At 72.4% G+C, this 12646-nt stretch carries 14 protein-coding genes and 1 pseudogene; 14 read left to right on the top strand and 1 reads right to left on the bottom strand.

The window, feature by feature from the left end; translation table 11 throughout:
• Nucleotides 1-28 precede the first annotated feature (28 nt).
• The 4 genes from truA to glmM all read left to right on the top strand — a co-directional run bounded on the left by truA (nt 29) and on the right by glmM (nt 3408).
• Entirely contained in the window at nt 29-922 is an 894-nt protein-coding gene (gene truA / locus ACFVHK_RS06060; RefSeq protein ID WP_376928045.1) for a tRNA pseudouridine(38-40) synthase TruA, read from the top strand.
• 137 nt (nt 923-1059) lie between these two features.
• Entirely contained in the window at nt 1060-1506 is a 447-nt protein-coding gene (rplM, locus tag ACFVHK_RS06055) for a 50S ribosomal protein L13 (RefSeq protein WP_376928044.1), read from the top strand.
• Between the two features lie 36 nt (nt 1507-1542).
• Nucleotides 1543-2025: a 30S ribosomal protein S9 gene (gene rpsI / locus ACFVHK_RS06050; RefSeq protein WP_376928043.1), complete on the top strand. Its 483-nt coding sequence runs from the start codon at nt 1543-1545 to the stop codon at nt 2023-2025.
• A 21-nt stretch (nt 2026-2046) separates the two neighbouring features.
• Nucleotides 2047-3408, top strand: a complete 1362-nt coding sequence (gene glmM / locus ACFVHK_RS06045) for a phosphoglucosamine mutase (RefSeq protein ID WP_376928042.1) — start codon at nt 2047-2049, stop codon at nt 3406-3408.
• 66 nt (nt 3409-3474) lie between these two features.
• Here glmM and coaA read toward each other — a convergent pair whose 3' ends face one another.
• Complete coding sequence (coaA, locus tag ACFVHK_RS06040; RefSeq protein WP_376928041.1) at nt 3475-4431, bottom strand: type I pantothenate kinase; 957 nt, start codon at nt 4429-4431, stop codon at nt 3475-3477.
• Nucleotides 4432-4534: 103 nt separating this feature from the next.
• Here coaA and glmS point away from each other — a divergent pair, with 103 nt between their 5' ends.
• The 10 genes and pseudogenes from glmS (at nt 4535) to ACFVHK_RS05990 (ending at nt 12634) form a co-directional block, all read left to right on the top strand.
• Nucleotides 4535-6385 carry a glutamine--fructose-6-phosphate transaminase (isomerizing) gene (gene glmS, locus ACFVHK_RS06035; RefSeq protein ID WP_376928040.1) on the top strand — a complete coding sequence of 617 codons (1851 nt, stop codon included), beginning with the start codon at nt 4535-4537 and terminating at the stop codon, nt 6383-6385.
• An 83-nt stretch (nt 6386-6468) separates the two neighbouring features.
• A pseudogene (locus ACFVHK_RS06030) lies at nt 6469-6813 on the top strand (holo-ACP synthase); the annotation flags it as partial.
• Nucleotides 6814-6881: 68 nt separating this feature from the next.
• Nucleotides 6882-8021, top strand: coding sequence for an alanine racemase (alr, locus tag ACFVHK_RS06025; RefSeq protein WP_376928039.1), 1140 nt, complete (start codon nt 6882-6884; stop codon nt 8019-8021).
• Nucleotides 8021-8551 (top strand): tRNA (adenosine(37)-N6)-threonylcarbamoyltransferase complex ATPase subunit type 1 TsaE, encoded by a 531-nt coding sequence (gene tsaE / locus ACFVHK_RS06020; RefSeq protein WP_376928038.1) that lies wholly within the window; start codon nt 8021-8023, stop codon nt 8549-8551. The genes alr and tsaE overlap by 1 nt, the downstream gene beginning before the upstream one ends.
• 60 nt (nt 8552-8611) lie before the next feature.
• Nucleotides 8612-9232: a tRNA (adenosine(37)-N6)-threonylcarbamoyltransferase complex dimerization subunit type 1 TsaB gene (tsaB, locus tag ACFVHK_RS06015; RefSeq protein ID WP_376928037.1), complete on the top strand. Its 621-nt coding sequence runs from the start codon at nt 8612-8614 to the stop codon at nt 9230-9232.
• Nucleotides 9229-9735: a ribosomal protein S18-alanine N-acetyltransferase gene (gene rimI / locus ACFVHK_RS06010; protein ID WP_376928036.1), complete on the top strand. Its 507-nt coding sequence runs from the start codon at nt 9229-9231 to the stop codon at nt 9733-9735. The genes tsaB and rimI overlap by 4 nt, the downstream gene beginning before the upstream one ends.
• Nucleotides 9732-10781: a tRNA (adenosine(37)-N6)-threonylcarbamoyltransferase complex transferase subunit TsaD gene (gene tsaD, locus ACFVHK_RS06005; protein ID WP_376928035.1), complete on the top strand. Its 1050-nt coding sequence runs from the start codon at nt 9732-9734 to the stop codon at nt 10779-10781. Before rimI ends, tsaD begins: the two co-directional genes overlap by 4 nt.
• Nucleotides 10782-10959: 178 nt before the next feature.
• The gene (locus ACFVHK_RS06000) at nt 10960-11325 is read left to right on the top strand and encodes a DUF4190 domain-containing protein (RefSeq protein ID WP_129235761.1); all 366 of its coding nucleotides are present in this window, start codon (nt 10960-10962) and stop codon (nt 11323-11325) included.
• Between the two features lie 28 nt (nt 11326-11353).
• A complete protein-coding gene (locus ACFVHK_RS05995; protein WP_376928034.1) occupies nt 11354-12106 on the top strand; it encodes a DUF4190 domain-containing protein in 753 nt (250 codons plus the stop codon).
• 9 nt (nt 12107-12115) lie between these two features.
• Nucleotides 12116-12634: a hypothetical protein gene (locus ACFVHK_RS05990; RefSeq protein WP_376928033.1), complete on the top strand. Its 519-nt coding sequence runs from the start codon at nt 12116-12118 to the stop codon at nt 12632-12634.
• The last annotated feature ends 12 nt before the right edge of the window (nt 12635-12646 follow it).

Below are 12646 nucleotides of genomic sequence, written 5' to 3'. Positions count from 1 at the left end.
GTAGGCTTGGCTGCGTGGGAGCACACGGATGACGCTGCGGATCCGGCTCGACCTCGCCTACCAGGGCACGGGATTCGCGGGATGGAGCCGGCAGCCCTCGCTGCGCACGGTGCAGGGCGTGCTCGAGGCGGCGCTTGCGACGCTCTTCCGACGTGAGGGCGCCACTCCGCGACTCGTCGTGGCCGGTCGCACCGATGCCGGCGTGCACGCGACCGGACAGGTGGCCCACATCGACGTCGATCACGAGGCGTTCGAGGCCGTGACGCGTCCGAAGCGCGCCGCATCGGCGGACGGGTCCGCCGCGGACCCGTACGGCGTCCTGGTGCGCCGGCTCACCGGCATCCTGGGCAGCTCCGACGACGACCTCGTCGTCCGCGACGCACGACGGGCGCCCGACGGGTTCGACGCGCGGTTCTCCGCGGTCTGGCGTCGCTACGCCTACCGGATCGCCGACCTCGGGGCCGAGCACGACCCGCTGCAGCGGCACCGCACCGTCTGGTATCCGCGGTCCCTCGACGCGGAGTCGATGGACGTGGCCGCCCAGACGCTGCTCGGCCTCGGCGACTTCGCGGCGTTCTGCAAGCCGCGGGAGGAGGCGACGACGATCCGCACGCTCCAGTCGTACCGGTGGCGCCGCGAGGCCGACGGCGTGCTCGTCGCCGCCCTGCAGGCCGACGCGTTCTGCCACTCGATGGTGCGTGCGCTCGTCGGGGCGTGCGTCGCGGTGGGCGAAGGGCGGCTGGATGTCTCCGGGCCGTCGGCACTGATGCAGGCGCGAGAGCGCACGAGCGCGTTCAAGGTCCTCCCCGCCAGGGGACTCACGCTCACCGAGGTCGGATACCCGGTCGACGAGGAGCTCGCCGCTCGCGCGGAGCAGACCCGTGCGCGTCGGGAATTGCACGTGGACGGCGTCGTCGGCTAAGATTTCCCTTTGGTGCCGTCGACTGCGTCGGTGCCCGATGTTGAGCCCTCCACCGGAGCGTTCCACCCGCATCGCGGGAGAACCCCCACCGGAGCGGGATTCACGAACCCCTCACTCGATCAGAAAGCAGCACTACTGTGACGCGCACCTACACCCCGAAGGCGAACGAGATCCAGCGCGACTGGGTCGTCATCGACGCCACCGACATCGTGCTCGGCCGCCTCGCGAGCCACGCCGCCTCGATCCTCCGAGGCAAGCACAAGGCGATCTTCGCCAACCACATCGACACCGGTGACTTCGTCATCATCGTCAACGCCGGCAAGGTGGCCCTCACCGGCCAGAAGCTCGAGCAGAAGAAGGCGTACCGCCACTCCGGCTACCCGGGCGGCCTGAAGGCCGTCGGCTACGCCGAGCTCCTCGAGAAGAACCCGGTCCGCGCCGTGGAGAAGGCGATCCGCGGCATGCTGCCGAAGAACTCGCTCGGCCGCGCCCAGATCAAGAAGCTGAAGGTCTACGCCGGCCCGGAGCACCCGCACGCGGCCCAGCAGCCGAAGCCGTACACCCTCACCCAGGTCGCCCAGTAAGCCCGGCGCCGAGCGAAAAAGGACTCAGACACCACCATGGCGAAGATCGCAGACCAGATCGACCAGGCTCCTGAGAGCTACACCACCGAGTCGGCTCCGGCCGCCGCCCCCGCGGCGCGTCCCGTGCTGAACGTCTCGGGCGCGGCCGTCGGCCGCCGCAAGCAGGCCATCGCGCGCGTGCGCGTGGTTCCCGGTGCGGGCGCCATCACGGTCAACGGCCGTGAGTTCGCGGACTACTTCCCGAACAAGCTCCACCAGCAGCTCATCACCGACCCGTTCACCGTGCTCGAGCTCTCGGGCTCGTACGACGTGATCGCGCGCATCACCGGCGGCGGCCCCTCGGGCCAGGCCGGTGCGCTCCGCCTCGCGATCGCGCGTGCGCTCAACGAGATCGACCGCGAGAACAACCGCGCGACCCTCAAGAAGGCCGGCTTCCTCACGCGTGACGCTCGCGTCATCGAGCGCAAGAAGGCCGGTCTCAAGAAGGCCCGCAAGGCGCCCCAGTTCTCGAAGCGCTAAGCGCGAGATCGAGTCTCTCGCATGCCTCGGCTCTTCGGAACCGACGGGGTCCGGGGCCTGGCCAACCGTGAACTCACGGCTGACCTGGCCCTGGGCCTCGCCCAGGCGGCTGCCGCCGTCCTCACGCAGGGGCGTCACGCCGACGAACTGCGTGCCGCCGGTCGTCGGCCGGTCGCGATCGTGGCACGCGACCCCCGCGTGTCCGGTGAGTTCCTGACCGCCGCCGTCTCGGCGGGTCTCGCCAGTTCCGGCGTCGACGTCCTCGACGCCGGAGTCATCCCGACGCCCGCGACGGCGTTCCTGATCGACAGCATCGGCGCCGACTTCGGCGTGATGATCTCGGCCTCGCACAACCCGGCTCCCGACAACGGGATCAAGTTCTTCTCGTTCGGCGGCACGAAGCTCCCGGACGAGGTCGAGGACCGCATCGAGTCCTACCTCGGCAAGCAGAAGCTGGCGCCGACCGGTGGCGGCGTCGGTCGGATCCGCCGCTTCGCCGACGCGGAGGACCGCTACGTCGTCCACCTGCTCGGGACCCTCCCCGCTCGGCTCGACGAGCTGAAGGTCGTCCTCGACTGCGCGCACGGCGCCGCCGCCGGTGTGTCGCCCGAGACCTTCCGCGACGCCGGCGCGGAGGTGGTCGTGATCGGCGCCGACCCCGACGGCATGAACATCAACGACGGTGTCGGCTCGACGCACCTCGATTTCGTCCGGCAGGCGGTGCTCGATCATGGCGCCGACATCGGCATCGCGCACGACGGCGACGCCGACCGATGCCTCGCGGTCGACGCCGACGGCAACGTGATCGACGGCGATCGGATCATGGCGATCCTCGCCGTCTCGATGCACGAACGCGGGATGCTCACCGACGACACTCTCGTGGTCACCGTGATGTCCAACCTCGGGCTGAAGCGCGCGATGGCAGATCGCGGCATCCGTGTGATCGAGACGAAGGTCGGCGACCGGTACGTGCTCGAGGCGCTCGGCGCGGGCGGCTACGCCCTCGGCGGCGAGCAGTCCGGGCACGTCATCATGACCGAGTTCGCCACCACGGGCGACGGCGTGCTCACCGGGCTGCACCTCGCGGCCGAGATGGCCCGCACGGGCAAGACGCTCGCCGAGCTCGCCTCGGTCATGACCGTGTACCCGCAGGTGCTCGTGAACGTGCGCGACGTCGACCACCACGGCCTGGCCGACGACGAGGTCATCGCCGAGGCGGTGCGCGAGGTCGAGGCCGAGTTGGGCGACACCGGCCGCGTGCTCCTCCGACCGTCGGGGACCGAGCCGATGGTGCGCGTCATGGTCGAGGCCGCAGACCAGGCCGACGCCGACGCGCATGCGAGCCAGCTCGCCGAGGTCGTGCGGGAGCGTCTCTCCCGCTGACGCGGGCTCGCGGCAACCGTCGGCCGGTCGTCGCCGATTCGGCCGGGGCCGGTCGGCGCCCGCGAGTCAGAGCTTGCGGAGCAGGACGCTCGAGACCGCGTGGTCGGCGTCCTTCCGCAGCACGAGGGAGGCGCGCGAGCGCGTCGGCCGGATGTTCTGCAGCAGGTTCGGTTCGTTGATCGACTGCCAGATCGAGCGGGCACGCGACCGCGCCTCGTCCTCGGTGAGGCTCGCGTAGCGGTGGAAGTAGGAGCGCGGGTTCGAGAACGCGCCGCGCTGGAGCTTCAGGAAGCGCTCCTCGTACCACCGTGCGATGTCGCGCGTGCGCGCGTCGACGTAGATCGTGAAGTCGAACAGGTCGCTCACCGCGAGGCGGTGCCCGGGCCCGGGCGGCTGGAGGACGTTGAGCCCTTCGATGATGAGCACGTCGGGCCGCCGCACGGTGATCTGGGCGTCGGGGACGATGTCGTAGGCGAGATGCGAGTAGAACGGGGAACGCACCTCCGGTGCGCCGGCCTTCACGTCGCTCACGAACCGGAGCAGGGCCCGCCGGTCGTAGGACTCGGGGAAGCCCTTGCGCGCCATGAGCCCGCGGCGCTCGAGCTCGGCGTTCGGGAAGAGGAAGCCGTCGGTCGTCACGAGCTCGACGCGCGGCGTGTGCTCCCAGCGGGCGAGCAGCTCGCGCAGCAGGCGCGCGATCGTCGACTTGCCGACCGCGACCGAGCCGGCGACCCCGATGACGAACGGCGTCGACTCGAAGCGCTCGCGGAGGAACGTGCTCGTGACCTCGTGCAGCGCCTTGGTGCCGCCGACGTAGAGGTTCAGCAGCCGGCTGAGCGGCAGGTAGACCTCGGACACCTCGAGAGGGTCGAGCGGCTCCCCGAGCCCGCGGAGCTGCACGATCTCGGTCTCGCGGAGGGGTGACGGCATGGACGGCGCGAGCGCCGCCCACGTGGCTCGGTCGAGTTCGACGAACGGGGAGATCTGCGGCGTGTGCGTCGACGGGCTCTGCGGATCGGGCACCGGCACAGTCTAGTGCGCACGTGGCGCGGCCCGCGGAGCGGCCCCGTCCAGGCAGTCGAGCGATGGGGCAGACCCTCAGGCGCGCGCGGATACAATCGAGCCCATGTGTGGAATCGTCGGATACGTCGGTGAGCGGAACAGCCTCGACGTCCTCATGGGTGGCCTTCGCCGCCTCGAATACCGTGGCTACGACTCGGCCGGCGTCGCCGTCGTCGACGGCGAGGGCGACATCGAGACGGCCAAGCGCGCCGGCAAGCTCCAAGTGCTCGCCGACGAGCTCGAACGTCACCCGATCCGCTCCGGCGGCACGGGCATCGGGCACACGCGCTGGGCGACCCACGGCGGACCCACCGACCGCAACGCGCATCCCCACCTCGGGGACGAGGGCAAGCTGGCGCTCATCCACAACGGCATCATCGAGAACTTCGCGGAGCTCAAGGACGGCCTGCTCGCCGAGGGCTTCATGTTCGAGTCCGAGACGGACACGGAGGTCGCCGCCGTTCTCCTCGGGAAGCTGTACGGAGAGACCGGTGAGCTGCGCGAGGCGTTCCGTCGAACCGTGTCGCAGCTCGAGGGCGCGTTCACGCTGCTGGCCGTCCACAAGAACCAGCCGGGTCTCGTCGTCGGCGCCCGCCGCAACTCGCCCCTCGTCATCGGCCTCGGCGACGGCGAGAACTTCCTGGGCTCGGATGTCGCCGCGTTCGTCGAGTACACCAAGCGCGCGGTCGCGATCGGCCAGGACCAGATCGTGGCGATCACGTCCGAGGGTGTCACGGTCACCGACTTCGATGGCGCCGTCGTCGAGGTCGAGCCGTTCGACGTCGCGTGGGACGCGTCGGCCGCCGAGAAGGGCGGCTGGTCGTCGTTCATGCGCAAGGAGGTGTCGGAGCAGCCCGACGCCGTCGCGAACACGATCCGCGGACGGATCGTGGACGGGGTCGTCGCGATCCCCGAGCTCGAGGGCTTCGGGGACGACGAGCTGCGCGACATCCGTCGAATCACCGTCATCGCGTGCGGTACCGCCGCCTATGCGGGCATGGTCGCGAAGTACGCCATCGAGCAGTGGGCGCGCATCCCGGTCGAGGTCGAGCTCAGCCACGAGTTCCGCTACCGCGACCCGGTGATCGACGAGCACACGCTCGTCGTCTCGATCAGCCAGTCCGGCGAGACCATGGACACGTTGATGGCCGTCAAGTACGCGCGCGAGCAGGGCGCGAGGGCGATCTCCGTGTGCAACACGCAGGGTGCGACGATCCCGCGCGAATCCGACGCGGTCGTCTACACGCACGCCGGTCCCGAGGTTGCCGTCGCCTCGACCAAGGCGTTCGTCGCACAGATCACCGCCCTGTACCTGTTCGGCCTCCACCTCGCCCGCGTGCGCGGAACGCTGACCGACGCCGAGCTCGCCGAGCAGGTCGAAGAGCTCCAGGGCATCCCCGAGAAGATCGGTACCGTGCTCGAGCAGGGCGACCGGGTCGGGGAGCTCGCGCACTGGATGAGCGACACCCGCTCGGTGCTCTTCCTCGGCCGCCACGTGGGCTACCCCATCGCGATGGAGGGTGCGCTGAAGCTCAAGGAGCTCGCCTACATCCACGCCGAGGGCTTCGCCGCGGGCGAGCTGAAGCACGGCCCGATCGCGCTCATCGAGCCGGGCCAGCCCGTGTTCGTGGTGGTGCCGAGCCCGCGCGGCTCGGCGAACCTGCACCCGAAGGTCGTCTCGAACATCCAGGAGATCCGCGCGCGCGGCGCGCGCGTCATCGCGATCGCCGAGGCCGGGGATGCCGCGGTGCTGCCGTTCGCCGACGAGGTGATCCGGATCCCGCTCGCGGCCCCGCTGTTCGAACCGCTGCTCGCGGTCGTGCCGCTGCAGATCTTCGCGATGGAGCTCTCGCAGGCGAAGGGTCTCGATGTCGACCAGCCGCGGAACCTGGCGAAGTCGGTCACGGTCGAGTGAGCGACGGGCGGGCGTCGGCACGTTCGGCACCCGCCCGCCCCTCCGGTGCGGCAGACTCGAACCGTGAGGTCGGAGAGGGACGCGTGATCGCGGGCATCGGCATCGACGTGGTCGACATCGCGCGCTTCGCGCGATCGCTCGAGCGCACGCCCGCGCTCCGCGACCGCCTGTTCGCTGAGAGCGAACGGGAGCGTCCCGCGCGCTCGCTGGCCGCCCGCTTCGCCGCCAAGGAGGCACTGATCAAGGCCCTCGGCGGCCACGCCGTCATCCGCTGGCACGACATGCGCATCGTGCAGGACGCCGATGGCAATCCGGACTTCGCCCTCTCCGGCGCCCTCTCCGCGCACGTCGAGGCGCTCGGGATCGACCGGGTGCACCTGTCGATGAGCCACGATGCGGGCATCGCGAGCGCGTTCGTCGTGCTCGAGCGCGGAGTCGGACGCGCCGCCACGTCCCGCGAGGCCCTCGCCGCCCCGAAGCCCGACCAGGAGGTCGAGTGAACCCCCGCCACGTCCGTTCGCCGTTCCGCGAGGCCGTCATCGACCTCGACGCCCTCCGGGACAACGTCGCCGCGCTCGCCGCGACGGTCGCTCCCGCCCGCGTGATGGCCGTCGTCAAGGCCGACGCGTACGGCCACGGCGCCGCGCACGTCGCCCGCGCCGCGCTCGACGGGGGAGCGGACCACCTCGGCGTCGCCGACCTCGACGAGGCGCTCGCGCTGCGCGACGCCGGGATCGAGGCTCCGATCCTCGCCTGGCTGCACGACCCGGTCGCGCGCTTCGAGGCCGCGATCGCCCACGACATCGACCTGGGCGCCTCATCGGCGGCCCAGCTCGAGGCGATGGCGGATGCCGCGGCGTCCGCCCGCCGCGTCGCGAACGTGCACCTCAAGCTCGACACGGGCCTCAGCCGGAACGGCATCCTGCGCGCGGACTGGGACGACGTGGTCGCGCGCGCGGCGGTGCTCGAGTCGGAGGGGCGCGTGCGGGTCCGCGGCCTCTTCAGTCACCTCGCGAACACGTCGCCCGACGAGGACGCCGCGCAGCTCGCCGCGTTCCTCGACGGCGCCGCCGCCGCCGAGCGCGCAGGGCTCTCGCCGGAGATCCGCCACCTCGCATCCACGGCCGCGGCCCTGCGCCTGCCCGAGGCGCGCCTGGACATGGTGCGGATCGGCATCGGGATCTACGGCGTACCGCCCTTCGGCGACGGCACGACCGCCGCGGAGCTCGGCCTGACGCCCGTGATGACCCTCCGCGGGCGCGTCGCCGCCGTGCGACGCGTCGAGCCCGGAACGGGCGCCTCGTACGGCTACACCTGGCGCGCTCCGCACCCGACGACGCTCGCGCTCGTCCCGCTCGGCTACGCCGACGGCGTGCCGCGGCAGGCATCCGGGCGAGCGGAGGTCGTGATCCACGGCGCTCGACATCGGATCGCCGGGCGCATCGCGATGGACCAGTTCCTCGTCGACGTGGGGGACGCCGAGGTCGCCGTCGGCGACGAGGTCGTGCTCTTCGGCGACCCGGTCGCCGGCGCCCCGTCGGCCGACGAGTGGGGCGACGCCGCCGACACGATCGGCTACGAGATCGTCACGCGCATCGGCCCGCGCGTCCCGCGCACGCACGTCGGAGGCGCCTGATGCGCCGATCGGTCGCCGACGCCGAGGCCATGGAGTCCCTCGGCCGAGAGCTCGGTCGCACGTTGCGGGCCGGCGACCTCGTCGTGCTCACCGGTCCGCTCGGCGCCGGGAAGACGACGCTCACACGCGGCATCGGCGACGGACTCGGCGTCCGCGGACCGGTGCAGAGCCCGACGTTCGTGCTCGCGCGGACCCACCCGAGCCTCGTCGGCCGGGCGCCCCTCGTGCACGTCGACGCCTACCGCCTCGGCAGTGCGGCCGAGCTCGAGGACCTCGACCTCGACTTCGCGCGCTCCGTCGTCGTGGTCGAGTGGGGCGCCGGCCTGCTCGACGATGTCAGCGAGTCCTGGCTCGAGGTGGTCATCGCCCGACGCCTCGGCCACGACGGTGTCGACGAGCATGGCGATGGGGCCGAGGCCGAGCGCGACGCAGAGCTCGACGAGGACGAACCGAGGACCGTCGAGCTCCTCGGCCACGGCCCGCGATGGGCCGGCACGCCGTTCGCCGTGCAGCCGCAGCTCGACGACTGACCGGGAGGATGCGGCCCGCTCCCGGCGGGCGCTCGGCGGGGCGCATCTAGGCTTGATGCCATGCTTCTCGCGATCGACACGTCCACCGGGACGAGCGTCGCCGTCGTCGACCTCGACGGCGGGATCCTCGCCGAGGCGGGCACGAACGACACCATGCGGCACGCCGAGCTCATCGGCGACGGCATCCGCGACGTCCTCGCCCGAGTCGGCGTGCGCCCGTCCGACCTCTCGGGCGTCGCGGCGGGCATGGGACCCGGTCCGTTCACCGGGCTCCGGGTGGGGATCGCCGCCGCACGGGCCTTCGCCCTCGGCATCGGCCGCCCCGTCGTGCCCGTCGTGAGCCACGACGCGATCGCGCACGCCTGGTACTCGGCCGGCGGCGCCGGCCCGCTGCAGGTCGTCACCGACGCCCGGAGGCGCGAGTCCGCAGTGAGCGACTACGACGGCCTCGACGCGGACGGCCTGCCCGTCCGGCTCGCCCCGCCGCGACTCGAACCGCGGGACGCGGTACCGGCGCCCCGCGGCATCCGACTCGACGCCGACACCGTCTCGGCCGGTTCCCTCGGCCTCGTCGCCGAACTGGCCCACGCGACCGGGCGCCTCCCCGTCGCCGACGACGAGGCGCTCTACCTCCGAGCGCCCGACGTGACCCCGTCGGCCGGCAAGCGGGTGCTGCGATGAGCCTCATGCTGCGCCGAGCCGGCCTCGGAGACCTCGACGCGATCATGCGGCTCGAGCGAGCCACGTTCACCACCGACGCCTGGCCGGAGTCCGCGATGCGGAGCGAGCTGGAGTCGACGCACGCGTACTACCTCGTCGCCGTCGACGACTCGCGGCCCGACGACCCCGTCGCGTACGCCGGGCTGCTCGCGCCGCGCGGATCCGGGCAGGGCGACATCCAGACCATCGCGGTCGATGCCTCCCATCGCGGTGCCGGCCTCGGACGCGCGCTCATGCAGGCGCTCATCGACGAGGCCCGCCGACGCGGCGCGGCCGAACTCTACCTCGAGGTCCGCGCCGACAACTCGACCGCGCGACAGCTGTACGCCTCGCTCGGCTTCATCGAGATCGGCCTGCGGCGCGCCTACTACCAGCCCGACGGCGTCGATGCGATCAGCATGCGGCTCGACGTGCCGCCGGCGGTCACGCGCCCTGCCGACGCCCCGTCAGGAGGAACGCAGTGAACCGCGACGCGCCGCTCGTGCTCGGCATCGAGACCTCGTGCGACGAGACGGGCATCGGCATCGTCCGCGGCACCGAGCTCCTCGCCAACGCCATCGCCTCGTCGATGGACGAGCACGCACGCTACGGCGGGGTCGTGCCCGAGGTCGCCGCGAGGGCGCACCTCGAGGCGCTCGGCCCGACCATCCGGGCCGCGCTCGACGAGGCATCCGTCGACCTCGCCGACCTCGACGCGGTCGCCGTGACGAACGGGCCGGGCCTCGCGGGCGCGCTCATGGTCGGCGTCGGGGCCGCGAAGGCGCTCGCGCTCTCGCTCGAGACGCCCGTGTACGCGGTGAACCACCTCGTCGGGCACGTCGGCGCCGACCTCATCGGCGGCCGCCCGCTCGAGACGCCGAGCGTGGCGCTGCTCGTCTCCGGCGGCCACACCTCGCTGCTGCTCGTCCGCGACCTGGACTCCGACGTCGAACTGCTCGGCGAGACCATCGACGACGCGGCCGGCGAGGCCTTCGACAAGGTCGCGCGGCTGCTCGGGCTGCCGTACCCGGGCGGGCCCGAGATCGACCGGGCGGCCGTCGGCGGAGACCCCGACGCGATCCGGTTCCCGCGCGGGCTCACCAGGCCGAAGGACCTCGAGCGCCATCGCTACGACTTCTCGTTCTCGGGGCTCAAGACCGCGGTCGCGCGCTGGGTGGAGCAGCGCGAGGCGGCGGGTGAGCCCGTGCCGCTCGCCGACGTCGCCGCGAGCTTCCGCGAGGCGGTCGTCGACGTGCTCGTCTCGAAGGCGATCGCCGCGTGCACCGACCTCGGCGTGCCCCGGCTGCTGCTGGGCGGCGGCGTCGTCGCCAACCGGCGGCTCCGCGAGGTGGCGGAGGCGAGGGCGGATGCCGCGGGCATCGCGCTGCGCATCCCGCCGCTGTCACTCTGCACCGACAACGGCGCGATGATCGCCGCGCTCGGCGCGCGTCTCATCATGGCCGGGCACGAACCGTCGTCGCTGGAGTTCGGCGCCGACTCGACGCTCCCGGTGACGGACATCCAGACCTGATCCGGGCCCTCACCGCGATGGGTACTTGTGCCCGCGCGGGACGTCCGAGCCGCGCGCTAGGGTGAGCGAAGAAACCCCGCGTTCGCGGGGCGGACGACCCGCGCCGCGAGCGTTGACAGCACCCCGCGGCGCTGCCAGCATGGCCGGGTCCGCGCTTGCACGAGAGGAAACCGCACCCATGACCGACCCCAACACGCCCGATCCGAACGCGTCGAACGTCCCGCCGCCTCCGCCCGCTCCGCCGGCCCAGCCGGCGCCGTCGTACGGTGCGACCCCGTCGTACGGCGCCCCGGCGCCGCAGAAGACCAACGTCCTCGCCATCGTCTCGCTGGTGTCGTCGTTCTTCATCTCGCTCGTCGCCATCATCACCGGCCACATCGCGCTGAGCCAGATCAAGAAGACCGGCGAGCAGGGCCGCGGCCTCGCGATCGCCGGCCTCATCATCGGGTACGTCGGGCTGGTGGTCGGCATCATCATCGCGATCGTGTGGTTCGCGATCCTCGGCGCCGCGATCAGCAGCGGCTCGTACACGTACACGAACTGATCCGCCCGCAGCACGGAAGGGGCTCGGCATGAGCGATCCCACCAACCCGGACAAGCCGACGGAGCCGGCACCGCCGACGCCGACGGAACCGACGGTGCCGGTGGAGCCCGCCGAGCCCGCCGTGCCCGCAGAGCCGGTCGAGCCGACCGTGCCCGCGGAGCCGGTCGAGCCGACCGTGCCCGCGGAGCCGGTCGAGCCGACCGTGCCTGCGGAGCCGCGGCCGGAGCCGCCGGAGGCCCCCGAGCCTGCGGTCGCACCCGAGCCGCCGGGTGCGCCCGTTCCGCCGCCGGCACCGCCCGCACCGCCGGCACCGCCCGCGGCCCCCGGCTCGCCGGCGACGCCGTACGGTGCCCCGTCCGCGGCCGCGCCGACCGTCGGCGGGCCGTTCGACGCTGCGCCCTCGGGTGCCGTCGGCGGCCCCGCCCCGGCGCCTCCCGCCGGCGGGTACGGGGGGTATGGCGGGTACGGCGCCGCCGGAACGGCGCCCGCGCCCGCCCGGCCGACGCCCGTGCTCAGCCTGATCTCGCTCATCGCCGGCATCATCGGCGTCATCGGCTCACCGGTCGTGTTCATCCCGTTCGTCGGCGGCGTGCTGCAGCTCTTCGTCCCGGCCGCGGCGATCGTGCTCGGCTTCCTCGGACGCCGCAAGGAGCCCGTCGCCAAGGGGATGTGGCTGACGGGTCTCATCCTCGGCTTCGTCGGCATCGGCTTCGCACTCCTCTCGTTCCTCCTGTGGGGAATGCTGTTCTCGATCGGCAGCGGCTACGGCTACGGCTACTGAGGCGAGCACATGACCGACGAGCGTCCGGCGCGACCACACGATCCGGGAACCGACGGGGCACCGGGGACGACACCACCGCCGTACGGTCCTGCGGAGCGTCCGGCGTCGACCGATCCCGAGCGCCTGACGGCGGCCGACGCGCCGTCCGCTCCGGCCCGCGAGTTCGACGTCCCCTACGACACGGGGGCGCTGCACGGGCTCCCGACCGGCCAGCTCCTCACCGTCGGGCGACCCCTTCCCGAGCCGCTCGAGGCGGCGGAGTACGAGGACGAGGAGGAGCAGCGCCGAATCTACAGCCAGGTCGGCGCGGTCATCGGCTCGATCGGCGCCGTCGCGTCGCTCTTCGTCGGCTGGATGTTCCCGCTGTCGGTCGCAGCGATCGTCTTCGGCGTGCTCGGACTGCGGCGCGAGGAGCACGGCCGGATCCTCGCGTTCGTCGGCATCGGGACCGGCGTCACCGGTCTCGTCTTCTCCGGCGTCTGGCTCGGGTACTACGCGATCGTCTTCGGCGCGCTCTCGACCGCCTGAGGGCGCCCGCGG

Origin of the sequence: Agromyces binzhouensis, assembly GCF_042672355.1 — a bacterium.
GTDB classification, from domain to species: domain Bacteria; phylum Actinomycetota; class Actinomycetes; order Actinomycetales; family Microbacteriaceae; genus Agromyces; species Agromyces binzhouensis.
Note: the sequence above shows the minus strand (reverse complement) of the source record. Positions and strands in the feature narration are given on the sequence as shown.

Excerpts from the sequence above, each read along its gene's own strand:
- truA (WP_376928045.1), top strand. The coding sequence starts at position 29 with ATGACGCTGCGGATCCGGCTCGACCTCGCCTACCAGGGCACGGGATTC.
- rpsI (WP_376928043.1), top strand. The coding sequence starts at position 1,543 with ATGGCGAAGATCGCAGACCAGATCGACCAGGCTCCTGAGAGCTACACC.
- glmM (WP_376928042.1), top strand. The coding sequence starts at position 2,047 with ATGCCTCGGCTCTTCGGAACCGACGGGGTCCGGGGCCTGGCCAACCGT.
- glmS (WP_376928040.1), top strand. The coding sequence starts at position 4,535 with ATGTGTGGAATCGTCGGATACGTCGGTGAGCGGAACAGCCTCGACGTC.
- tsaE (WP_376928038.1), top strand. The coding sequence starts at position 8,021 with ATGCGCCGATCGGTCGCCGACGCCGAGGCCATGGAGTCCCTCGGCCGA.
- tsaB (WP_376928037.1), top strand. The coding sequence starts at position 8,612 with ATGCTTCTCGCGATCGACACGTCCACCGGGACGAGCGTCGCCGTCGTC.
- rimI (WP_376928036.1), top strand. The coding sequence starts at position 9,229 with ATGAGCCTCATGCTGCGCCGAGCCGGCCTCGGAGACCTCGACGCGATC.
- ACFVHK_RS06000 (WP_129235761.1), top strand. The coding sequence starts at position 10,960 with ATGACCGACCCCAACACGCCCGATCCGAACGCGTCGAACGTCCCGCCG.
- ACFVHK_RS05995 (WP_376928034.1), top strand. The coding sequence starts at position 11,354 with ATGAGCGATCCCACCAACCCGGACAAGCCGACGGAGCCGGCACCGCCG.
- ACFVHK_RS05990 (WP_376928033.1), top strand. The coding sequence starts at position 12,116 with ATGACCGACGAGCGTCCGGCGCGACCACACGATCCGGGAACCGACGGG.